Source organism: Bacillus sp. Nf3, from assembly GCF_003028545.1.
Lineage (GTDB): Bacteria > Bacillota > Bacilli > Bacillales > Bacillaceae > Bacillus > Bacillus safensis.
In genome coordinates, this window is record NZ_PYUA01000002.1 from 190,261 (window position 1) to 212,680 (window position 22,420).

Consider the following 22,420-nt stretch of genomic DNA (forward strand, 5'->3'; position numbering starts at 1 on the left):
TGGGGGAATGAAATCGATGAAGCAAACAACAAACACTTTATCGTCACAAGTATTGGAGCAATCAGCTGTTCTTCGTGCATTAGAACACTCGCTGGCAATGATTGAATTTAATGTGACAGGTGAAGTTCTATGGGTGAATGATATTTTTGCAAAAGCCATGGGATATTCTAAAGAAGAGATGATCGGTCTTAAACATAGACAGTTTTGTCCTCCACATATTACAGAACACACAAGTTATCACATGTTTTGGAAGCGTTTGAGAGAAGGTCAAGTCTTTCAGGAAAAAGTGCAGCGGATCACAAAAAACGGCAGCAGCTTATGGCTTGAAGCGACATATTCACCTGTTCGAGATGAAGAAGGAACTGTAGTGGGTGTTGTGAAAGTGGCGACAGATATTACGGAGAGAGAACTCTCGATGAAACAGGTTGTAGAAGACTTAAAGGAGATGTCTGCGAAATTAATGGAACGAGCAGAAGTTGGCATTCAGCATAGTCAAAGTGTCAATGCCTCCTTTGATCATATAGCAAACGAAACCGATCAAAATATGAGCTTGCTAAAAGGATTAACGGAGCAGGTAGAGTCCATCAGCTCCATTGCTACAACCATTAACAGTATTTCTTCGCAAACCCAGCTACTCGCCTTAAATGCGGCAATAGAAGCGGCACATGCGGGTTCCTATGGAAATGGCTTTAGTGTAGTGGCAGCAGAAATTCGAAAGCTTGCGACAAATTCAAAAGAAGCGATCGTCAAGGTCGATCAATATGTGAAGGCGATCCATGCAGAAGTAGAGAAGGTCAGCAGCGGAACAAGCCGGGCAAAGACAACCGTGTTTACAAACCGGGATCTTGTAAAGCTGGCAAGCGAGGAATTCATCATTGTAGGAGAAGCAGCACGCGGCTTAGACCGGCAAGCGCAAAGTCTAGCAGCAATCATATAACTCTGAGAATACAAAAACACCCAATCTCGTCAGGAGCAGGGTGTTTTTTTGTTCTATTTTAATATATCAAACAATTCATGTAAGTCTTTGATTTCATAATCAGGCGTCACATCTATTTCATTTTTCTTGTCATGGCGATTGATCCAAACGGTTTGGATACCAACGCGAGATGCGCCGAGAATATCTGTTTTTGGATTATCCCCAACCATGATCACTTCGTCTTTTGTTAAGTTTAACAGCTGAAGGCAGTGCTCAAAGATACCTGGATCAGGCTTGCCTTTCCCATAATCCCCTGAAATCACAATCTCGTTAAAGTAAGGAGCAAGCTCAGGAACACCCGCAAGTTTTTCCTTTTGAAGGCTAGGATCTCCGTTTGTTAAAAGGAGCAATTCGTAGCGGCCTTTCAGTCGGTTTAAAACAGGGTATGTTTCTTCATAGACATATGGGCGTTTTCTGCGCTCTGCTGCAAAGAAATCAGCCAAATATTGTCCAAACGCCTCATCGTCAATACCCGCTGCCCTTAAGCCATTGGTCCAAGCGTTTTTGCGATATTCTGGTGCAATGGCGTTCAGCTTTTGAAAGCCTTCGCTAATCGGTTCACTAAAATTGGACCACAGTCCTTCGAAAGGATTAATGCCGATCATGACAGTATAATCATATGTTTCATAGGAAGAGTACAGCTTTCTTGCTTCTTCACGTACAATCTGTTCAAACGATTCTGGATCGAGTCCATATTTCTTTTCCGCTTCCCGGCAAGTTTCCTGAAAAGTTGTGTGAATGCTTTTTTCGTCCCAAAGCAAAGTATCATCTAAATCGAAAAATACGGCTTTCATGATCTTCTCCCTTGTTATGTATGTGTTACCTTCAATTGCAAGTGACAGGCTCATGTTCATTTTACAATAGAAGAAGAGGCCAATAAAGAAAAGATTTGAGAGATCTTTGATCATTGACCGCACATGATAGAATAGAAAGACAGTAGATATGACATACATCAATTGAGGTGGCCGGTTTGCTTCATTTAATTATCATGATGATCGAGCGTGTAGGGATCATCGTTATTCTAGGATTTGTGCTTGCTCATGTGAAGGGCTTTCGCAATCTATTGCTACATAATCAAGGATTTCGGAAAAAGGCTATCCTTGTCTTCATTTTTGCTTCTTTTAGCATTATCAGCAATTACACAGGAATTGAAATCCAGCAGCAAATTGTCATGAACCATGAGTTTTCTTATCATCTCGGCTCGTCAAGCTCTATCGCCAATACGAGAATTATGGGGATCGAAATGGGCGGTTTGATCGGGGGGCCGTTTGTAGGGATTGGTGCAGGGCTTTTAGCTGGAATTCATCGCTATTCCCTTGGAGGAAGCACCGCGCTCAGCTGTGCGATTTCTTCCATTTTAGCCGGTGTCATTGCAGGTTATGTCGGCAGCAGGTTTAAGCGGAGGAATCGAATGGTGACACCTCGCCAAGCAGCTTTTTTTGGTGTGGCGATGGAATCATTACAGATGATCATTATCCTTCTGTTTGCAAGGCCATTCGCCGATGCATGGGGGCTAGTCAGTATCATTGCCCTGCCGATGATTTTTGTGAATGGAATCGGCAGCTTTATCTTTTTATCTATTTTACAGTCAGTCATTCGGCAAGAAGAGCAGGCAAAGGCGATGCAGACGCATCGTGTATTTTTGATCGCCGATCAAACACTGCCTTTTTTCCGCCAAGGGTTAAATGAACAGTCTTGTAAAAGTGTGGCGGAGATCATTCATCGGTTGACTGAAACAGATGCGGTCTCTTTAACAGATACAGAAAAGATTTTAGCGCATGTCGGAGATGGAACAGATCATCATATTCCATCTAAAAGCCTGATTACGGGGCTGTCGAAACAAGTCTTGATGAGCGGCAAGATTATGAAGGCACATTCGAAGGGCGAAATCAATTGTTCCGTCGCCCATTGCCCTCTTGAAGCCGCAATCGTGCTGCCGCTCACTTCTAACGGTCAAACGATCGGGACGTTAAAAATGTATTTCAATTCTCCGGTCGGATTAAGCAGGGTGGAAGAGGAGCTTGCAGAAGGTTTGGCGATGCTGTTTTCCACACAGCTTGAGCTTGGAGAGGCGGAAACCCAAAGCCGCCTGCTAAAAGATGCAGAGATCAAAGCCCTTCAAGCACAAGTGAACCCGCACTTTTTATTTAACGCCATTAATACCATCTCTGTTTTATGCAGAACCAATGTGGAGATGGCAAGGAAGCTGCTGCTGCAGCTGAGTATTTATTTTCGCTCAAATATGCAAGGTGCCCGTCAGCTCCTGATTCCAATGCATAAAGAGATTCAGCATGTAGAGGCATACTTGTCACTTGAACAAGCGAGGTTTCCAAATAAATACCATGTGACCTTTCAAATTGAAAAGGAGCTGGAGCAGGTGATGATTCCGCCCTTTGTGCTTCAGGTGCTTGTTGAAAACGCTGTGAGACATGCTTTTCCTAAACATCAAACAAATTGTGAAGTCATCGTATCCGCTTTGATGAAAGATGGACATGTTTATATGAAAGTAACAGATAATGGGCAGGGAATTGAAGATGATAAGATGGCTCAACTATTAAAAGCGCCTGTCGAATCACTAGAAGGAACAGGGACAGCCCTTTTTAATTTAGATCAGCGGTTAAGAGGAATTTTTGGCAGGCAAGCCGCTTTATCCATTCATAGTGACCAAGGCACTGACATCTCATTTCGCATTCCAATCGACTATGTAAAAAAGGATGATTCTCGTTGATGAAGGTATTAATCGTAGATGATGAAGTGTTAGCAAGAGATGAATTAAAATACTTATTACGAAGAACGAAAGAGGATGTTCAAATAGAGGAAGCAGAAAATATAGAATCGGCTTTTGACCGGATGGTCGATCATAAGCCGGACCTGCTCTTTTTAGACATTGATTTATCTGGTGAAAACGGATTTGATATTGCCAAAAGGCTCAACCGGATGTCTAATCCGCCAGCGATTGTATTTGCGACAGCCTTTGATCAATATGCGCTAAAGGCGTTTGAGGTAAGTGCGCTTGATTACTTAACAAAACCATTTGACGAAGAGCGGCTACTCCAGACCATCCAAAAGTTTAAAAAATGGAAATCCGTTGAAACGCAAGAGCATCAGCTGCCAGATGAGAAAATACCCCACCAGCAAAAATTAGCGATCTCAGTCGATGACTCAATTGTGATCCTGCAAGTGGAAGAGATCATGTATGTAGGACTCAGCGAGGGGAAAAAGGTTGTGAAAACAAAGGATCACATGTATGAGGTCACAGAACCGCTGGTGGTCATTGAAAAGAAACTTCCTGAGGCTTACTTTATGAGGGTCCATCGCAGCTATATCGTGAATACCTCTCATATGAAAGAAGTACAGCCGTGGTTTAATTCGACGTACAATCTGCATATGACAGACGGGTCCATCATTCCTGTCAGCCGCACATATGCCAAAGAATTAAAGAAGTCACTCCTGCTAGAGTAGGAGGGCTTTTTTTGTTTGTATTTCAATACTCGTTTTTTGCATTCCAGTCATTGAATTCAGCGAGTTTTATTGTAAACGCTTCATTCATTTATTTCATGTCTTATACTGAGGGCAGTCGAAGAAAGAGGTGAAGGGGCATGAGTGCCACGAAAGTATATGGATTTTTATCTCAAGCATTTATTTTTGCAACCGTAATGTTCGTTTCTAATCTCATTTCAATGTATTTACCGATTCCGATGCCCGCATCCGTGATTGGTTTGGTTCTATTATTTGTTTTGTTAACAACGAAAATCGTCAAACTGGAGCAGGTGGAGCAATTAGGTACATCATTGACAGGACTCATTAGCTTTCTATTTGTTCCCTCTGGGATCTCAGTTATTCAATCACTAGGTGTCATGCAAGAAGTAGGTGTGCAAGTAGTCGGTGTCATTATCATTGCAACCATTATGTTACTTGCAGCGACAGGGCTGTTCACGCAGCTTCTCATGCAATTATCAGAAAGACCACAGAAACGTAAAGAGACAAAGGAGAGTAAATCTGCTCCTTCTCATTCAAATAAACCAGCTTCAAGTACGCATTAAAGGAGAGATGCAAAATGGGTACAAGTACAATGAGTCCTTATTTTGGCATTGTCGTCTCATTAGTCGCTTTTGGAATAGGGACATTCTTATTTAAAAAATCAAAAGGTTTCTTCTTGTTCACCCCGCTGTTTGTGGCGATGGTACTGGGCATTTTATTTTTGAAAGTTGGCGGTTTTTCCTACGCAGATTATAATGAGGGCGGCAAGATTATCAAATTTTTCTTAGAGCCTGCCACGATTGCTTTCGCTATCCCGCTTTATAAGCAAAGAGCCTTGCTTAAAAAATATTGGTGGCAAATTTTATCCGCTATTTTTGTAGGTTCACTTTGTTCCATTACGATCGTATATCTCGTAGCAAAAGGAATTCATTTAGATGCGGCTGTGATGAAAAGCATGCTTCCACAAGCAGCGACAACAGCGATTGCTCTCCCGATTGCAAAAGATATTGGCGGAATTGCAGATATCACAGCCTTTGCGGTCATATTTAATGCCGTCATTGTCTATGCACTAGGTGCCTTCTTCTTAAAATTGTTCCGCATTAAAAACCCAGTGGCAAAAGGTCTTGCACTTGGTACATCAGGACATGCACTTGGAGTTTCTGTTGGAATTGAGATGGGAGAAGTAGAAGCAGCTATGGCAAGTATCGCCGTTGTGGTCGTAGGTGTTGTGACCGTTATCGTCATCCCAATCTTTATGCAATTGATTCTTTGATAGCGTCATTGTGTGAAAAAGTCTTGCCCAATTCGTTTCATCGTGTTACACTGAAAAAGTTGTTTCAAGAGTTCGGTTACTTGACGGACAAATGAAAATTGTGTAGAATAGTTAACGAATTGAATAGATATCACAAGCAGAAGCACCCGCTTCTCACCTGATTGACACATGTTTGTAGTTGACAGGTTGACCGTACATTTATTTTTTCATGCAAATGTTCGCAGTGTGGGTGTTTTATATGCCCACACTTTTTGTTTGCCTGTAAAACATACAACGAAATGGTCAAAATGAATTGTGAACTCAATTCAAAATCTCATGGAGGTGGCTCACTATTAGCAAAGATCAATTAGTTAATGAAGGTATTCGTGCGCGTGAAGTTCGTTTGATCGGACAAAATGGCGATCAGCTGGGGATTAAAACCCGCCAGGAAGCTCTGGAAATTGCTGCTAAAGCTAATCTTGACCTTGTGTTAGTTGCTGCAAATGCAAAACCACCTGTTTGCCGAATCATGGACTATGGTAAGTTCCGATTCGAACAGCAGAAGAAGGAAAAAGAGGCACGTAAGAATCAAAAAATCATTAGCTTAAAAGAAGTTCGGTTGAGCCCGACAATCGATGAACATGATTTTAACACGAAGCTCCGTAATGCAATCAAATTCCTTGAAAAGGGAGATAAAGTGAAAGCTTCTATCCGCTTTAAAGGCCGTGCGATTACGCATAAAGAAATCGGACAGCGCGTGTTAGACCGTTTCTCTGAAGCTTGCGCTGAAGTAGCAACAGTAGAAACAAAACCTAAGATGGACGGACGTAGCATGTTCCTCATGCTTGCACCAAAAGTCGAAAAGTAAAGTAACAGAGGGAGGAAACATCCAATGCCAAAAATGAAAACTCACCGCGGATCTGCTAAACGTTTCAAAAAAACAGGTTCTGGTAAACTTAAACGTTCTCATGCGTACACAAGTCACTTGTTCGCTAACAAATCTACAAAGCAAAAACGTAAATTGCGTAAGAGCGCAATCGTAAGTGCTGGAGATTTCAAACGTATCAAACAACAACTTGCAAACATCAAGTAATTTGGAATAGGAATCATAGGAGGGAATTACAATGCCAAGAGTAAAAGGCGGAACTGTGTCGCGTCAGCGTCGTAAAAAGGTTCTTAAATTAGCAAAAGGTTATTTCGGTTCAAAACATAGATTATACAAAGTAGCAAACCAACAGGTGATGAAATCTGGAAACTACGCTTTCCGTGACCGTCGTCAGAAAAAACGTGACTTCCGTAAACTATGGATCACTCGTATCAACGCTGCAGCTCGTATGAACGGTCTTTCTTACAGCCGTTTAATGCATGGCTTAAAGCTTTCTGGTATCGAAGTAAACCGCAAAATGCTTGCTGACCTTGCTGTGAATGACCTAAATGCATTCAATCAGCTTGCTGATGCTGCAAAAGCACAACTAGACAAGTAAGTTTTATAAAAGATCATTCCTTCGAGGGGTGATCTTTTTTTCTCATCATGTGAGGTGAAATGAATGAATATGGCTTTGATCCTACTGCTTATTTTAGTGAATGGCTACGGCTTTTTTCTCATGGGTGAGGACAAACGCCGGGCTAAAGCACATAAATGGAGAATTTCAGAGGCGCATTTATGGAGTGCTGCGGTGCTTTTTGGCGCCGCTGGATCGTATTTGGGGATGCAGTATTTCCGGCATAAAACAAAGCATCCTGCCTTTCAAATCGGCATGCCTGTATTAATGATTTTGCAGTTGATTCTATTAGGATATATCCAAGTTACTTGAAAAAGGAGCAGACGCCATCAGGACGGCGTGTCTGCTCCTTTTTTTTGTTTGATTTTTTTAATGGGCTGATCCCAATCAATTTTGGTTTGAGGATAACGCTCGATAATGTTTTCCTCTAGTTTTTCAAAGTCTTCTAATGTAAATTCACTCAGCTTCTCAGGTGACTCCGTCCAAACGTAAATGGAGTGGACAAACAGAGGATGATCCTTAGAAGGAACATGCTTCTCCCCTTCAAACAAGACACCTTTATAGACGAAATTAAAGTTTTTGCGCGCATTTTGCTGTTCGTCCATAAAATAAAAGCCTTCTTTTAATTGTGCTTGTTTCAGCTTTCTTCTCGGATTTGAAAAGAATTTTACCGCCATGTAGAAGATGTAGACAAGCAGTGCAACAAGAGCTAGTCTCATGAGGATTACAAACATGACAGGATGCACCTCCAATACCGTTATCTGATGTACTACGAATGAAAACGCCAAAAGGTTTCAACTTTTTTTAAAAAAATATTTCGTAAAACGAAAAAATATTCATAAAAAGATCGTATTGAACGAAAGAGGTTTTGTATAATAAGAATGCACCATGAAGATAAAGGAGGATAAATGGAATGACAAAGCTAGATCAAACATTAACTATGCTGAAAGACCTAACGGATGCAAAAGGGATCCCAGGAAATGAACGTGATGTCAAAAAAGTCATGCAGACATACATAGAATCATATGCAGATGAAGTCTCTACAGACCGCCTTGGCAGCTTGATCGCTAAAAAGGAAGGAAACGCAAACGGGCCTAAAATTATGCTCGCAGGTCACTTAGATGAAGTAGGGTTCATGGTGACAAAAATTGATGACAAAGGCTACATTCGTTTTCAAACAGTCGGCGGCTGGTGGTCACAGGTCATGCTCGCTCAGCGTGTCACCATTGTGACGAAAAAGGGAGAGATTACAGGGATCATTGGTTCTAAACCACCACACGTCTTGTCACCTGAAGCTCGCAAAAAGTCAATTGAGATTACGGATATGTTTATTGATATTGGGGCATCAAGCAAAGAACAGGCAATGGAGTGGGGTGTGCTGCCTGGAGATCAAATCGTTCCTTACTTTGAGTTTACAGTCATGAATGATGAAAAAATGCTCCTTGCAAAAGCATGGGACAACCGCATTGGATGTGCCGTGGCCATTGATGTCATGAAAAACTTACACAACGCTCAGCATGAGAATATTGCTTACAGCGTCGCAACTGTCCAAGAGGAAGTAGGCCTGCGCGGAGCCAAAACAGCAGCGGCTACAATTCAGCCTGATATTGGATTTGCCATTGATGTAGGTGTGGCAGGAGATACACCAGGCATCACTGAGAAAGAAGCAACAAGCAAACTTGGCAAAGGACCAACGATTGTTGTATTTGATGCTTCAATGGTCTCTCATAAAGGACTTCGTGATTTTGTTGTCCAAACAGCGGATGAGCTGAACATTCCTTATCAATATGACTCAATGCCTGGCGGCGGGACAGATGCTGGCGGTATTCATTTAACGGGTCATGGTGTTCCATCACTATCTATCGGAATTCCGAGCAGATATATTCATACCCATGCTGCAATGATTCACCGAGATGATTATGAAAATGCAGTGAAGCTTTTAACAGAAGTGATCAAAAGACTTGATCAAAAAACTGTCGAACAAATTACGTACGGTTCATAAGTAAGGAAGCCTTTCCTCAGCAGGGGAAAGGCTTTTTTTATTGAATTTCCCAGGAAATGAACGGTGTTTTATTAAGATGCGCCAAAAGAACTGTTTTTGGTAAAAGAAGAGAATGTTTCCTAGTGAATAAGGCACATGTGATCAAGCGTTTATTTTTGTAAGATGAAAGCAATAAAAAGGACAGAGCCATAGAATGCCCTGCCAAAAGAGAGTTTATGGAAGTAGGTGAAGTACCTTAAGAATAAACATATTATTCTTATTTGTCAACTTGGTTTTAAAAGAAAGAAAAATCAATCAATTTATGTTATATTTGTAACAAATTGTTTATACAAAGGGGATGGTTAAATGAATGCGGTTACAATTGTAATAGGATCTATGTGTATTTTAGCGATTGCCTATCGTCTTTATGGCACATTTATGATGGTCAAGGTATTAAAGGTGACAGATGATCATCCTACACCGGCTCACCTACTAGAGGACGGGAAAGATTATGTGCCGACAAATAAATGGGTCACATTTGGGCATCACTTTGCTGCGATTGCAGCTGCTGGTCCGTTAGTGGGTCCGATTTTAGCCGCTCAATTTGGGTATTTACCTGGTCTCCTTTGGCTTTTAATTGGTGCAGTCATAGGCGGAGCTGTACATGATCTAGTCGTCTTATTTGCGTCGATGCGTAAAAAGGGGAAATCATTATCAGAGGTAGCGAAGGAAGAGCTGGGACCTGTTGCAGGATTTTGTACAGGGCTTGCGATGCTGTTTATTATTACAATCACAATGGCAGGTTTGTCTATGGTTGTGCTTCATGCTTTAGAACGAAACCCTTGGGGGACATTTGCAGTTGGAATCACGATTCCGATTGCGATGGGGGTTGGTCTGTATTATAAAAAAACAGGCAATTTAAAGCTGGCGACATCTGCGGGATTTATTTTGCTGATGTTTGGTGTATTCCTTGGTCCAAATATTCAAGGAACGGCACTAGGTGATTTTTTAACACTTGATACAAAAACGCTTGCTCTTGCCCTGCCGATCTATGCCTTTTTTGCTGCGGCTCTGCCAGTTTGGCTACTGCTTGCACCGAGGGACTATTTAAGTAGTTTTATGAAAATTGGTGTATTCATTGCGCTGATTGCCGGAATTTTTGTGGTGAATCCGTCCATTCAATTCCCGGCGTTTACAGAGTTTGTGAATGGAGGAGGACCTGTATTAGCTGGTCCTGTCTGGCCATTTATTTCGATTACCATTGCTTGCGGTGCCATTTCTGGTTTCCACGCATTTGTTGGTTCAGGGACAACACCTAAGATGCTGGACCGCTGGAGTGATATGAAGCCTGTTGCGTTTGGCGCAATGCTGGTCGAGTGCTTAGTCGGGATCATGGCTTTAATTGCGGCTACGGCCCTGCATCCAGGAGATTATTTTGCGATAAACAGTACGCCAGAAGTGTTCCGGACACTCGGTATGAGCGTTGAAAACCTTCCGCAGCTGAGTAAGGAAATCGGCCTTGATTTAGAAGGAAGAACGGGTGGTGCCGTAACATTAGCGGTAGGGATGGCGTATATCTTTACGGGAATTCCGTTCTTTAGTCATTTGGCTTCTTACTTCTTCCAGTTCGTCATTATGTTTGAGGCTGTTTTTATTTTAACCGCTATTGATGCGGGGACACGTGTGGCACGCTATTTGATTCAAGACTTCTTAGGTGAAGCATATAAACCGCTTAAACGAACTGACTGGGTACCTGGTTCGGTGTTTGCAAGTGCGCTTGCTTGTTTTATGTGGGGATACTTACTTTACTCAGGTGACATCGGGTCTATTTGGGCGCTGTTTGGGGTTTCAAACCAGTTAATGGCTTCGGTTGGGTTGATCATTGGGGCAACGGTTGTATTAAAAATTGCAGATAAAAGACGTTATATGCTGACTTGTTTAATTCCGCTTGCTTACTTATATGTGACGGTAAATTATGCAGGCTATTGGATGGTAGCGAATGTATATCTCAATCCTGAAGCATCCGGCTATAGTGTGCTGAATGCGGTGCTTTCGATCATCATGCTGATCTTAGGGTTTGTGATTATTGTGTTTGCAATTAAAAAATGGGTTGAAATCTGGCGTGATCCAGCGCTTCGAATGGAAACGCCTATCACTGGCTAAATGAAAAAGGCCGGCTTGCTTTTATAAGCAAACCGGCTTCTTTTATTGCTGCTGCTGAGGCTTTAAGCCTTGCTCTAATGTTTCAAGGATCTCATTTTTTTCGTTTTCTGATGCTTCTTGCCAAAGCACCTCAAACAACACGCCAAGACCTGGCAGCATTTTTTCCTCGCCGCTTTGAATAGCATCTAAAATTGTATGTTCAAGCTGTTCTTGATTATGGCCAGTAATGTTTTGAATGACTGCGCCTCTTAAATTAAAATCCATTGCCCACACTCCTTTTTTGATGGTAATAGCCCTATTCTGTCTCAAAGACAGGTTTATTATGTAGTGTGCATGAGATATAATAAATTCATGATAATTAAAGGAGTTAACGTCGCTTGAAATATATAGAATCAGCTAAAAACACAAACATTAAACAGTGGAAAAAGCTCCATACGAAAAAAGAACGAACGAAAACGGGGCTGTTTCTCGTTGAGGGAATACACTTAGTCGAAGAAGCATTAAAGAGTGGGATTGTGAAGGAATTAATGGTCACTTCGCCCGATAGGCTTCCTTCTCATATCCAGCCTGACATTGAGCTTTATGAACTGAGCGAAGAGGCCTTTTCTGCCATGACAGAAACAGAAACGCCTCAGCACATTGCCGCGGTCTGTACAGTTCCTGTTTTTGAAGAAAAGAAGGTTGAACGGCTTCTTTTATTAGACGCAGTGCAGGACCCGGGGAATTTAGGCACACTCATTCGAACAGCAGATGCCGCTGGTCTTGATGCTGTGATCTTAGGAGAAGGAACAGTTGATGCGTTTAACGGAAAAACGCTCCGTTCCGCACAAGGGTCTCATTTCCACCTGCCTATCTTAAAGCAATCCCTTCAACAGGCGATCATGGAACTAAAAGAACAAGGCTTACCTGTATACGGCAGTGCTTTAAAAGATGCGAAAGAGTATAAAAGCGTAACGGCAGAAGGCCCATTTGCATTAATTGTTGGAAATGAAGGAGCTGGTATTGATCCAGAGATTCTGCAAATGACAGACCAAAATTTATATGTACCAATGTATGGGCAGGCAGAATCATTAAATGTAGCTGTTGCAGCAGCTGTTCTTGTCTATCATTTGCGTGGATAATGTTGCAACATGCGTTCATTTTCACTATAATAAAACTAATATTTTAAAAACCATGATAGAGGAAGATTGTTTCAAGAAGCGGCCTTATAGGGAGAATGCATCGTAGACTGAAAGTGCATTTAAGGAATGCTGAAACAGGAATTCACCTCTGGAGTTGTCACCGGGACCGCAGGCGTTGCTTTGCGTAAAGGTGAACCGGATTCGTTTGATTCCGTTATGTCAATGAAGCTTATTCGCACATGCATTTGTGCTTAACAAGGGTGGTACCGCGACCACAACTCGTCCCTTCTTTTATGGAGGGACGGGTTTTTTTATTGTCTTCAAACGATCAAACAGCCGTTTATCCGAGCGGTTTTGTATATCAAAAGGAGGATTACACTCATGCAAGAAACGTTAAAACAGCTTGAAACAGAGGCGATAGCGAAGGTTGAAGCAGCTAGCTCGCTCAAAGAGGTCAATGACATTCGGGTTCAATATTTAGGGAAAAAAGGACCGATTACAGAAGTACTTCGCGGAATGGGCAAGCTCTCCGCGGAAGAAAGACCAAAAATGGGTGCACTCGCAAACGAAGTAAGAGAGCAGATTGCTGGTGCCATTGCTGAAAAAAATGAACAGCTGGAAGCAGAAGAAGTAAAGAAAAAACTTGCTTCTCAAACGATCGATGTTACTTTGCCGGCTAGTCCAATTAAAATTGGGGCAAGACATCCATTAACGATAGTTGTCGAAGACATTGAAGATTTATTTATCGGAATGGGCTATACCGTTGAAGAAGGTCCTGAGGTTGAAACGGATTACTATAACTTTGAAGCATTGAATCTTCCAAAGGAGCATCCAGCACGTGATATGCAGGACAGCTTCTATATTACGGAAGATACACTGATGAGAACACAAACATCACCAGTTCAAGCACGTACACTTGAGAAATATAAAGGACAAGGTCCTGTGAAGATCATCTGTCCTGGGAAAGTATATAGACGTGACAGTGATGACGCGACTCATTCACATCAATTTATGCAAATTGAAGGGCTTGTCGTCGATCACAATATTAGCATGAGTGATCTAAAAGGAACGCTGGAGACAGTCGCAAGAAAAATGTTTGGAGAAGATCGTGAAATTAGACTGCGTCCAAGCTTTTTCCCATTCACAGAACCGTCTGTTGAAGTCGATGTGTCTTGCTTTAAATGCGGCGGGAAGGGCTGCTCTGTATGTAAAGGAACAGGCTGGATCGAGATTTTAGGTGCAGGAATGGTTCATCCGAATGTCCTGAAAATGAGCGGATTTGATCCAGAAACTTACCAAGGCTTTGCTTTTGGAATGGGTGTGGAACGGATTGCGATGCTGAAATACGGCATTGATGATATTCGCCATTTCTACACAAATGACATTAGATTCACAAAGCAATTCAAGCAGGACTAAGAGGAGGAAATCAACATGTTTGTTTCATATAAATGGTTAGAAGACTATGTCGATTTAGAAGGCATCAAGCCGGATGAATTAGCAGAAAAAATCACAAGAAGCGGAATTGAAGTGGAAGCCGTTGAATATAAAGGTGAAGGCATCAAAGGGGTTGTCGTTGGACACGTCATTGAACGTGAACAGCATCCGAATGCAGATAAATTAAACAAATGTCTTGTTGATATCGGCGAAGACGCACCGGTGCAAATTATTTGCGGGGCTCCGAATGTGGAGAAAGGACAGCATGTGGCCGTCGCAACAGTTGGGGCAGTCCTTCCTGGCAACTTTAAAATTAAAAAAGCAAAACTGCGCGGTGAAGAGTCTCATGGCATGATTTGTTCTCTGCAAGAATTAGGCGTAGAGAGCAAGCTTGTACCAAAAGAATATGCAGAAGGTATTTTTGTTTTCCCGAATGACGTGAAACCAGGGGATGATGCCCTTCAAGCACTTCAATTAGATGATGCAGTACTTGAGCTTGGCTTAACACCAAACCGTGCCGATGCCCTGAATATGCTAGGTGTCGCTTATGAGGTTGCGGCCATTTTAGGAAGAGACATCAAGCTTCCTGATACAGCACATGACACTTCTTCCGAAAAAGCAGCAGACTATATTTCTGTTAAAATTGAGGATCAAGAAGCGAATCCACTTTATGCAGCAAAGATCATTAAAAATGTAAAGGTTGGACCAGCACCGCTTTGGATGCAAACAAGATTGATGAATGCAGGCATTCGTCCAATTAATAACGTCGTGGATATTACAAATTTTGTACTGCTTGAATACGGCCAGCCGCTTCATGCCTTTGACTATGACCGCTTTGGTTCAAAGCAGGTGGTCGTTCGTAAAGCGACTGATAGCGAAATCATTCAAACACTCGATGAACAAGAGCGTACATTATCATCAAAGCATCTTGTCATTACGAATGGAACGAAAGCGCACGCGGTAGCAGGCGTCATGGGCGGCTTTGAATCAGAGGTGCGTGACGAGACGACGACGATTCTTTTAGAAGCGGCATATTTCAACGGTCAAACAGTCCGTCAAGCATCTAGAGACTTAGGACTTCGCAGTGAATCAAGCACACGATTTGAAAAAGGACTCGATCCTCAGCGTACGAAGCCGGCAGCAGAAAGAGCAGCTCAATTGATCAGCATGTATGCAGGCGGTGAAGTGCTAAGCGGTACAGTTGAGGAAAATCATCTTGAAGCAAGTATGAATGTCATCCACGTATCAACTGAGCGTGTGAACAAGGTGCTTGGAATGAACATTTCAAAAGAAGATATGATTCAGATTTTCAACAAACTAGGCTTCACAGTGGGCGAATCAAATGATGTTCTTGTCGTAACAGTTCCTTCCCGCAGAATGGATATTACGATTGAAGAAGACCTCATTGAAGAAGTCGCAAGATTATACGGCTACGATAATATTCCATCTACACTGCCAGCGACAGCTGGCACGGTTGGCGGTCTCACACCATACCAAGTGAAGCGCAGAAAGGTAAGACGTTTCTTAGAGGGCGCAGGACTTTCTCAAGCGATTACGTATTCATTGACGAATCAGCATAAGTCCACAGCTTTTGCCCTGCATCCAGCTTATGAAACGAGGCTTTCTCTGCCAATGAGTGAGGAACGCAGTGTGCTGAGACAAAGTCTTTTGCCAAACTTACTTGATTCTGTAGCATATAACTTGGCAAGACAAGCTGATTCATTTGGATTTTATGAAACGGGATCTGTTTTCTTAGCAGAAGCTGAAGGAGCAAAACCAGTGGAAAAAGAACATGTCGCTGGTGCGCTGACAGGCTTATGGCATAAAAATCTTTGGCAGGGCGAGAAAAAAGCCGTCGATTTTTATGTAGCGAAAGGAATTGCTGAAGGGTTGTTCGAGAAGCTTGGTGTGTCAGACCAAATCACATATGTTCAAGCAGAGCGTGAGGGCCTTCACCCAGGGCGAACAGCAGATGTTCACTTAAATGGTAAAGTCATTGGCTTTGTTGCCGCACTGCATCCAGTTGTTGAAAAAGAATTGGATTTAAAAGAAACGTATGTGTTCGAGTTTGATTTAACAGATGTGATGACATCTGAAACGAAGGATATGAAATATACAGCGATTCCGAGATTCCCTGCTGTGACAAGAGATATCGCACTTGTTGTCGATCAGCACATCTCAAGCGGACAGCTGGAGCGAGTCATCTATGAAGCAGGCGGTCATCTACTCACAGACCTCTCTGTATTTGATGTGTACGAAGGGGAACATATGGAAGAAGGCAAAAAATCTGTTGCATTCTCTCTTCAATATTTAAACCCTGAACAAACGTTGACCGAGGAAGAAGTGACGGCTGTTCATACAAAAGTATTGAAAGCACTAGAAGATACGTATCAAGCCGTCTTACGCGGATAAAGAAAAAAGCTAAGGCCTCATGGGCCCTAGCTTTTTTTATAGCATTTTTTTCGCTTTTTGTGTGTTGGCAAAATGCAGCTTTGTAAATTGACGTAAAGCATCTTCACCATGTAGCTTGATGAGCTTGGCGGCGGCCTTGTCTACATGAGGGCCGGCTCCTTTTGGGATGTCAAAGCCTGCAGCCTTTGATAATTTGTCCATTTCAATTAAAAAGGCGTACCTTGCGATAATGGAAGCCGCAGCGACTGACAAATGGATGCCTTCTGCTTTTGTACTAAAATACGTCCGCTCCCGAATGATTTTTTTCCCAGCCAGATGCCTGAAATAAATGCCTGGTTCTGCAAATTGGTCAATCAAAATAGCCTCAGGCTGCTGCCCGCCCAGTTTTTCTAGCACAGAGGTAATGACTTGATTATGAAGCAGTGCCTTCATTTTCCCTTGACTCATGCCCTTTTCCTGCATCGTATTGTACTTTTCATTTCGGAGAACGAGAAGGCTGAACGGAATGGTTTTGATGAGATCTTTGGCAATGTTAATAATTTGCGGGTCCTTTAATCCTTTTGAGTCTTTTACGCCAAGCTCTTTCATTAAAGCAAGCTGGCTGGCATCAACATAAGCCGCACAGACTGTAATCGGTCCAAAATAATCACCTGTCCCTACTTCATCTGAACCGATGACCGACATGGAAGCTATGCCGGGCGGCGGACTGTATTTTGTAACAGCAGGTGCTTTTTGACTTTTCGTATCAGCTGCTTGCAAGTGGCTGAACTGACTGGCTTCAGCTTCAGCCTTTTGTCCTTGAAAGAGCACTTTCCCGGATCGATAGGCTGTAATCGTACAGCCAGGGACTTTTGCTTGAAAAAGGGCACCTGGCGGCAAAGTGTCTGTTAAATGGTGCGCATACGCGCTCTTCATCTTTTTGAGGTCTTCTGATGTTGCTTTTAAAACGGATTGGGGCACAGTGGATAACTCCTTTTTACCTTGATATCATTGATTTCTAAAGTGTACCATAACAGGGAAGGGCTCGTCTTTCCATTCAATGTCTAAACATGTTATGATAGAGACTAGGATTCTCGTGGAATGGAGGAGAAACGTTGTCTGACGGCGGTAAAACGAAAACAACAGTTGAGATTTACGGACAGTCCTATACGATCATCGGACAAGAAACGAAGATGCATATGCGACATGTTGCGTCAATTGTTGATGATAAAATGAGAGAAATAAATGAAAAAAATCCATACCTTGATATAAACAAATTAGCTGTACTGACAGCAGTCAATGTCGTCCACGACTACTTGAAATTAAAAGAGCAATACGAAAAATTAGAGATTCAGCTAAAAGAAAAGGAATGAAATTACCGTGATCGATATCATCATTTTGTTTTTGCTTCTTATGGGAACGCTTGTCGGTCTAAAACGCGGGTTTATTCTTCAATTTATTAAATTGATCAGCTTTGTTGTTTCTATCTTAGTGGCTTCCATGTTTTATCAGTCACTTGCACCACAGCTTACGTGGATTCCGGCACCTAATTTTAGCGGCGGTCAACCGCAGCTCGCTTTCTTTAGTGGGAATCTAGAAACAGCTTATTATAATACCATTGCGTTTATCATTCTGTTTATCTTGACCAAAATCCTGCTCGCCATCATTGGCGGATTGCTCACAACCATTGCAAGTATACCTGTGATTAAACAGGTGAACAAACTGCTTGGCGGTGTGTTAGGATTTCTTGAAACCTATTTATTTGTGTTTATTCTATTGTTTGTCGCTGCATTACTACCAGTAGATGCACTGCAGACAATGATGAGCAAATCAATGTTAGCAGATGTGATCGTAAACAACACCCCTTACCTGTCCGGTCTTGTCAAAGACCTATGGTCGACGTATGGAGTTTAAAAACTTCTCCTTTCCTGGAGAAGTTTTTTCTCATTCCATGACAGAAAGTTGTAGGATGAAGGGAAAGTTTGTATATTTATATAGGAAGATGCCAAAGCGGCTGGAGGATGAGAGATGAATAAAAAAGATATTATCAAACTTCTTGAAACAATTGCAGTATATATGGAACTTAAAGGAGATAATCCTTTTAAAATTTCTGCCTTTCGTAAAGCAGCAGCGGCACTGGAACAAGACGACCGCAGCCTTTCGCAAATAGATGATCTATTAGCATTACCCGGCATTGGAAAAGGAACCTTTGCTGTGATCACAGAGTATATCGAAAAAGGACAATCAGAAACACTCGAACAATTAAAAAAGGAAGTTCCTGAAGGACTTGTCCCGCTCTTAAAGTTGCAAGGACTTGGCGGGAAGAAGATTGCTAAGCTTTACCAAGAGCTTGGTGTCCATGATGCACAGTCGTTAAAGGAAGCATGCGAAGCGGAAAAAGTACAAGCGCTTGCAGGCTTCGGTAAAAAAACCGAAGAAAAGATTCTCGCTGCTCTTGAGGAGGCTGGGAAACAGCCAGAACGACTGCCAATTGGCTTTGCATTAGATGTGGCAGAGCGGATTGATCATGCGCTTGAACAGATGAAGGGGATTCTTCGTTTTTCAAGAGCTGGCAGTCTAAGACGTGCACGGGAAACCGTCAAAGATTTAGATTATATCATCGCGACTGACAGTCCTGAACAAGTCAGAGAGCAGCTCGTTGTACTTCAAGATGTCAAAGACGTCATCGCAAGCGGTGATACGAAGGTATCTGTCATTCTTGCCCTTGATTTTGAGATCAGTGTAGATTTCCGGCTTGTGACAACAGACCAATTTGCAACAACGCTGCATCATTTCACTGGCTCAAAAGACCACAATATTCGAATGCGTCAGCTGGCGAAGGAACGCGGTGAGCGTATTAGTGAATATGGTGTGGAAACAATTGAAACTGGAGAAGTCAAAACGTTTGGAGACGAGGCTGCTTTTTATGCGCATTTTCAACTTCCGCTCATTCCGCCAGAAATTCGTGAAACCGGAGCGGAGATTGATACGTATAAAGAAAGTATGCAATTTGTCGAGCTAAAAGATATTAAAGGCGACCTTCATATGCACTCGACTTGGAGTGATGGCGCATTTTCTATTCGTGAAATGGCAGAGGCATGTATCGCAAAAGGCTATGAATACATGGCGATTACAGATCACTCGCAATATTTAAAAGTAGCAAACGGTTTAACAAAAGAACGTTTACGTCTGCAAGCAAAAGAAATTGACAAGCTCAATCAAGAATTCGAGCATTTTCACATTTTCAAAGGGGTCGAAATGGATATTCTCCCGGATGGATCATTAGATTATGATGATGACTTTTTAGCAGACATGGATTTTGTGATTGCGTCTATCCATTCTAGCTTTTCTCAGCCGGAGGAAGTCATCATGGAGCGCCTTGAAAATGCCCTGCGGAATCAGCATGTAGATTTAATTGCACATCCAACAGGCCGTTTGATCGGCAGACGAGACGGCTATGCCTTAAATATAGATCAGCTCATAGAGCTTGCGAAGAAAACGGGAACTGCACTAGAGCTCAACAGCAACCCGTCAAGACTTGATTTGAAAACAGAGCATTTAATGAAAGCAAACGAAGTAGGTGTGAACATCATGATCAATACAGATGCACACAATATCGCCATGCTGGATCATATGGAAGTTGGTGTAACAGCTGCAAGAAAAGGCTGGACACCAAAAGCAAATGTCGTGAATACTTTTTCTCTAAACGAGATCAAAAAGTTTTTAACGCGTGACAGGTAGTCGTTAGGAGGCTGGACCATGCTGCAACAAAAAGTGTTAGCATCATTAGAATTTCATAAAGTAAAAGAAAAAGTCATGTCCTATACCGCATCCTCATTAGGAAAAGAAAGAGCGCAGGACTTAACGCCGCTGACGGATATCGAAACCATTCAGCATTTGCTGGAAGAGGTAGCAGAAGCACAAGATATCATCCGCTTAAAGGGATCTGCGCCGTTTGGTGGGCTGACGGATATTAGACGCGGGGTCAAACGGGCAGAAATCGGCAGTACATTAAGCCCATCTGAGCTCATGGAAATTGCAGCGCTATTATACACTGCGAAAAATATGAAGCACTTTCTCACGTCTCTGTATGAAGATGGTGTAGATATACCGCGCCTTCATACATATGCAGAGACGCTGATATTACTGCCTGAAGTCAGAAAAGAAATCGAAAGCTGTATCGGTGATAATGGAGAAGTGCTTGATCATGCAACTCCGGCGCTACGAACAATACGTACGCAATTACGTTCATTAGAATCAAAAGTTCGAGATAAATTAGAATCCATGATTCGTTCACAATCTGCTTCAAAAATGCTGTCAGACACGATTGTTACCATTCGTAATGACCGGTTCGTGATTCCAGTAAAGCAGGAGTACCGTTCGAATTACGGCGGAATTGTTCACGATCAGTCATCATCTGGGGCAACCCTTTTTATCGAGCCGCAAGTGGTCGTGGATTTAAATAACACTTTGCAGCAAACCCGTTTAAAAGAAAAACAAGAGGTCGAAAAGATCCTGCAAATGCTGACAGCGAGTGTGTCAGAACACATTGAAGAACTGCTTCACAATGTAAAGGAGCTTCAAACGCTAGATTTTATTTTTGCTAAAGCCAAATATGCAAAGGCAGAAAAAGCCACAAAGCCTGCTGTGAACGATCAAGGGGAAATTTATTTAAAACGGGCAAGACATCCTCTATTGCCTCGTGATCAGGTTGTGGCAAACGACATTGAGCTCGGTAAAGATTTTTCAACCATCGTCATTACTGGACCAAATACAGGGGGTAAGACTGTTACTTTAAAAACGCTTGGTCTTTTGACGCTGATGACGCAGGCAGGCCTTCATATTCCAGTTGAAGAAGGCTCGGAAGTAGCTGTATTCGACCAAGTCTTTGCTGATATTGGAGATGAACAGTCCATTGAGCAAAGCTTGAGTACGTTCTCATCTCATATGGTCAATATTGTGGATATCTTAAAGAATTTGACATCTAACTCACTCGTATTATTTGATGAATTAGGGGCAGGAACAGACCCTGCTGAAGGTGCCGCGCTGGCCATGAGTATCTTAGATGAGGTGCATCAAACAAATGCACGCGTCATCGCAACGACTCACTATCCTGAGCTGAAGGCTTACGGATATAACCGAGAAGGTGTCACAAATGCGAGCGTGGAGTTCGACATTGAAACCTTATCACCAACGTACCGATTGCTCATCGGTGTGCCCGGACGAAGTAATGCATTTGAAATTTCTAAACGTCTTGGTTTGCCAGATCACCTCATTGACCGGGCAAAAGCGGATATGCATGCCGAGCATAATGAAGTAGACCAAATGATTGCTTCATTAGAAGACAGCAAGAAACAAGCGGAAGAAGAGCTGCATGAGACAGAAGTCTATAGAAAAGAAGCAGAAAAGCTTCATAAAGAATTGCAGAGACAAATTCTTGAATGGAATGAGCAAAAGGACAAACTGCTTGAAGAAGCTGAACAAAAAGCGGCAGAAAAAATTGAACAAGCCTCAAAAGAAGCAGAAGACATCATTCAAGAGCTCAGGTCGATAAAAAATGAGCATCGCTCATTCAAAGAGCATGAACTCATTGATGCGAGAAAGCGTCTTGAAGAAGCAGTGCCTGAGTTTGACCGGAAGAAAAAGCCAGCGCCGGTGAAAAAAGCAGCAAGACAGCTAAAATCAGGCGACGAAGTGAAAGTGCTCACCTTCGGACAAAAAGGAACACTGCTTGAACAAACAGGTGACAAAGAATGGAGTGTCCAAATGGGCATTCTGAAAATGAAAGTAAAAGAAAAAGACATGGAATTTATCAAATCAGCACCAGAATTTAAGCAGGAGAAAGCCATTACGGCAGTCAAAGGAAAAGACTATCATGTATCGCTTGAGCTTGACTTAAGAGGAGAGCGTTATGAAAATGCCTTAAGTAGAGTCGAGAAATATTTAGATGATGCTGTCTTAGCCGGTTATCCCCGTGTGTCGATCATTCACGGAAAAGGAACTGGCGCCCTTAGAAAAGGGGTTCAGGAATTACTGAAACAGCACCGAAGTGTGAAAAATGCTCGTTTTGGGGAACAAGGCGAGGGAGGATCAGGCGTTACCATCGTCGAATTAAAGTAA

General features: G+C 42.4%; 22 protein-coding genes and 1 other annotated feature. Of the genes, 18 read left to right on the forward strand and 4 right to left on the reverse strand.

Going from position 1 to position 22,420, the window contains the following annotated elements; genetic code table 11:
- The first annotated feature begins 16 nt into the window (after positions 1–16).
- Complete coding sequence (locus C9414_RS05730) at positions 17–937, forward strand: methyl-accepting chemotaxis protein (protein ID WP_107163247.1); 921 nt, start codon at positions 17–19, stop codon at positions 935–937.
- A gap of 53 nt (positions 938–990) precedes the next feature.
- Here the strand turns inward: C9414_RS05730 and C9414_RS05735 are convergent, their stop codons facing one another.
- On the reverse strand, positions 991–1,770 hold the full coding sequence (locus C9414_RS05735) for an HAD family hydrolase (protein ID WP_107163248.1): 780 nt from the start codon (positions 1,768–1,770) through the stop codon (positions 991–993).
- A gap of 176 nt (positions 1,771–1,946) precedes the next feature.
- Here C9414_RS05735 and C9414_RS05740 point away from each other — a divergent pair, with 176 nt between their 5' ends.
- From C9414_RS05740 to C9414_RS05775, 8 genes are all read left to right on the forward strand, one after another.
- Positions 1,947–3,704, forward strand: a complete 1,758-nt coding sequence (locus tag C9414_RS05740; protein WP_107163249.1) for a sensor histidine kinase — start codon at positions 1,947–1,949, stop codon at positions 3,702–3,704.
- On the forward strand, positions 3,701–4,438 hold the full coding sequence (locus C9414_RS05745) for a LytR/AlgR family response regulator transcription factor (protein WP_047202645.1): 738 nt from the start codon (positions 3,701–3,703) through the stop codon (positions 4,436–4,438). Before C9414_RS05740 ends, C9414_RS05745 begins: the two co-directional genes overlap by 4 nt.
- A gap of 137 nt (positions 4,439–4,575) precedes the next feature.
- A complete protein-coding gene (lrgA, locus tag C9414_RS05750; protein ID WP_047202644.1) occupies positions 4,576–5,019 on the forward strand; it encodes an antiholin-like murein hydrolase modulator LrgA in 444 nt (147 codons plus the stop codon).
- Positions 5,020–5,033: 14 nt separating this feature from the next.
- A complete protein-coding gene (lrgB, locus tag C9414_RS05755) occupies positions 5,034–5,729 on the forward strand; it encodes an antiholin-like protein LrgB (RefSeq protein WP_024425719.1) in 696 nt (231 codons plus the stop codon).
- A gap of 128 nt (positions 5,730–5,857) precedes the next feature.
- Positions 5,858–5,989, forward strand: a sequence feature (ribosomal protein L20 leader region).
- Positions 5,990–6,060: 71 nt separating this feature from the next.
- Positions 6,061–6,576: a translation initiation factor IF-3 gene (gene infC, locus C9414_RS05760; RefSeq protein WP_024425720.1), complete on the forward strand. Its 516-nt coding sequence runs from the start codon at positions 6,061–6,063 to the stop codon at positions 6,574–6,576.
- 24 nt (positions 6,577–6,600) lie between these two features.
- Complete coding sequence (gene rpmI / locus C9414_RS05765) at positions 6,601–6,801, forward strand: 50S ribosomal protein L35 (RefSeq protein WP_003216324.1); 201 nt, start codon at positions 6,601–6,603, stop codon at positions 6,799–6,801.
- A gap of 31 nt (positions 6,802–6,832) precedes the next feature.
- The gene (gene rplT, locus C9414_RS05770) at positions 6,833–7,192 is read left to right on the forward strand and encodes a 50S ribosomal protein L20 (RefSeq protein ID WP_007501659.1); all 360 of its coding nucleotides are present in this window, start codon (positions 6,833–6,835) and stop codon (positions 7,190–7,192) included.
- A gap of 63 nt (positions 7,193–7,255) precedes the next feature.
- Entirely contained in the window at positions 7,256–7,522 is a 267-nt protein-coding gene (locus C9414_RS05775; RefSeq protein ID WP_039180532.1) for a DUF1294 domain-containing protein, read from the forward strand.
- A 17-nt stretch (positions 7,523–7,539) separates the two neighbouring features.
- On the opposite strand, the gene C9414_RS05780 is transcribed toward C9414_RS05775, so the two are convergent.
- The gene (locus C9414_RS05780) at positions 7,540–7,944 is read right to left on the reverse strand and encodes a hypothetical protein (RefSeq protein ID WP_024426127.1); all 405 of its coding nucleotides are present in this window, start codon (positions 7,942–7,944) and stop codon (positions 7,540–7,542) included.
- Between the two features lie 179 nt (positions 7,945–8,123).
- Here C9414_RS05780 and C9414_RS05785 point away from each other — a divergent pair, with 179 nt between their 5' ends.
- Complete coding sequence (locus C9414_RS05785) at positions 8,124–9,212, forward strand: M42 family metallopeptidase (RefSeq protein ID WP_047202643.1); 1,089 nt, start codon at positions 8,124–8,126, stop codon at positions 9,210–9,212.
- Between the two features lie 345 nt (positions 9,213–9,557).
- Positions 9,558–11,354 (forward strand): carbon starvation protein CstA, encoded by a 1,797-nt coding sequence (cstA, locus tag C9414_RS05790; RefSeq protein ID WP_039180524.1) that lies wholly within the window; start codon positions 9,558–9,560, stop codon positions 11,352–11,354.
- Positions 11,355–11,396: 42 nt separating this feature from the next.
- Here cstA and sspI read toward each other — a convergent pair whose 3' ends face one another.
- Positions 11,397–11,618 carry a small acid-soluble spore protein SspI gene (gene sspI, locus C9414_RS05795; RefSeq protein WP_024425725.1) on the reverse strand — a complete coding sequence of 74 codons (222 nt, stop codon included), beginning with the start codon at positions 11,616–11,618 and terminating at the stop codon, positions 11,397–11,399.
- A 113-nt stretch (positions 11,619–11,731) separates the two neighbouring features.
- On the opposite strand from sspI, the gene C9414_RS05800 reads away from it, so the two are divergent.
- From C9414_RS05800 to pheT, 3 genes are all read left to right on the forward strand, one after another.
- A complete protein-coding gene (locus C9414_RS05800) occupies positions 11,732–12,475 on the forward strand; it encodes a TrmH family RNA methyltransferase (protein ID WP_107163250.1) in 744 nt (247 codons plus the stop codon).
- A gap of 381 nt (positions 12,476–12,856) precedes the next feature.
- Positions 12,857–13,891 carry a phenylalanine--tRNA ligase subunit alpha gene (gene pheS, locus C9414_RS05805; protein WP_047202641.1) on the forward strand — a complete coding sequence of 345 codons (1,035 nt, stop codon included), beginning with the start codon at positions 12,857–12,859 and terminating at the stop codon, positions 13,889–13,891.
- Between the two features lie 15 nt (positions 13,892–13,906).
- The gene (gene pheT / locus C9414_RS05810; protein WP_107163251.1) at positions 13,907–16,321 is read left to right on the forward strand and encodes a phenylalanine--tRNA ligase subunit beta; all 2,415 of its coding nucleotides are present in this window, start codon (positions 13,907–13,909) and stop codon (positions 16,319–16,321) included.
- A gap of 36 nt (positions 16,322–16,357) precedes the next feature.
- Here pheT and rnhC read toward each other — a convergent pair whose 3' ends face one another.
- Positions 16,358–17,281: a ribonuclease HIII gene (gene rnhC, locus C9414_RS05815; protein WP_080967160.1), complete on the reverse strand. Its 924-nt coding sequence runs from the start codon at positions 17,279–17,281 to the stop codon at positions 16,358–16,360.
- Between the two features lie 134 nt (positions 17,282–17,415).
- Here rnhC and zapA point away from each other — a divergent pair, with 134 nt between their 5' ends.
- From zapA to C9414_RS05835, 4 genes are all read left to right on the forward strand, one after another.
- Positions 17,416–17,673 carry a cell division protein ZapA gene (gene zapA / locus C9414_RS05820; RefSeq protein WP_012010831.1) on the forward strand — a complete coding sequence of 86 codons (258 nt, stop codon included), beginning with the start codon at positions 17,416–17,418 and terminating at the stop codon, positions 17,671–17,673.
- 7 nt (positions 17,674–17,680) lie between these two features.
- Positions 17,681–18,214 carry a CvpA family protein gene (locus C9414_RS05825; RefSeq protein WP_024423226.1) on the forward strand — a complete coding sequence of 178 codons (534 nt, stop codon included), beginning with the start codon at positions 17,681–17,683 and terminating at the stop codon, positions 18,212–18,214.
- Between the two features lie 114 nt (positions 18,215–18,328).
- The gene (gene polX, locus C9414_RS05830; protein ID WP_107163252.1) at positions 18,329–20,041 is read left to right on the forward strand and encodes a DNA polymerase/3'-5' exonuclease PolX; all 1,713 of its coding nucleotides are present in this window, start codon (positions 18,329–18,331) and stop codon (positions 20,039–20,041) included.
- A 21-nt stretch (positions 20,042–20,062) separates the two neighbouring features.
- A complete protein-coding gene (locus C9414_RS05835; protein WP_107163495.1) occupies positions 20,063–22,420 on the forward strand; it encodes an endonuclease MutS2 in 2,358 nt (785 codons plus the stop codon).

Excerpts from the sequence above, each read along its gene's own strand:
- C9414_RS05730 (WP_107163247.1), top strand. The coding sequence starts at position 17 with ATGAAGCAAACAACAAACACTTTATCGTCACAAGTATTGGAGCAATCA.
- C9414_RS05735 (WP_107163248.1), bottom strand. The coding sequence starts at position 1,770 with ATGAAAGCCGTATTTTTCGATTTAGATGATACTTTGCTTTGGGACGAA.
- lrgA (WP_047202644.1), top strand. The coding sequence starts at position 4,576 with ATGAGTGCCACGAAAGTATATGGATTTTTATCTCAAGCATTTATTTTT.
- lrgB (WP_024425719.1), top strand. The coding sequence starts at position 5,034 with ATGGGTACAAGTACAATGAGTCCTTATTTTGGCATTGTCGTCTCATTA.
- rpmI (WP_003216324.1), top strand. The coding sequence starts at position 6,601 with ATGCCAAAAATGAAAACTCACCGCGGATCTGCTAAACGTTTCAAAAAA.
- rplT (WP_007501659.1), top strand. The coding sequence starts at position 6,833 with ATGCCAAGAGTAAAAGGCGGAACTGTGTCGCGTCAGCGTCGTAAAAAG.
- C9414_RS05775 (WP_039180532.1), top strand. The coding sequence starts at position 7,256 with ATGAATATGGCTTTGATCCTACTGCTTATTTTAGTGAATGGCTACGGC.
- C9414_RS05780 (WP_024426127.1), bottom strand. The coding sequence starts at position 7,944 with ATGTTTGTAATCCTCATGAGACTAGCTCTTGTTGCACTGCTTGTCTAC.
- C9414_RS05785 (WP_047202643.1), top strand. The coding sequence starts at position 8,124 with ATGACAAAGCTAGATCAAACATTAACTATGCTGAAAGACCTAACGGAT.
- cstA (WP_039180524.1), top strand. The coding sequence starts at position 9,558 with ATGAATGCGGTTACAATTGTAATAGGATCTATGTGTATTTTAGCGATT.
- sspI (WP_024425725.1), bottom strand. The coding sequence starts at position 11,618 with ATGGATTTTAATTTAAGAGGCGCAGTCATTCAAAACATTACTGGCCAT.
- pheS (WP_047202641.1), top strand. The coding sequence starts at position 12,857 with ATGCAAGAAACGTTAAAACAGCTTGAAACAGAGGCGATAGCGAAGGTT.
- pheT (WP_107163251.1), top strand. The coding sequence starts at position 13,907 with ATGTTTGTTTCATATAAATGGTTAGAAGACTATGTCGATTTAGAAGGC.
- polX (WP_107163252.1), top strand. The coding sequence starts at position 18,329 with ATGAATAAAAAAGATATTATCAAACTTCTTGAAACAATTGCAGTATAT.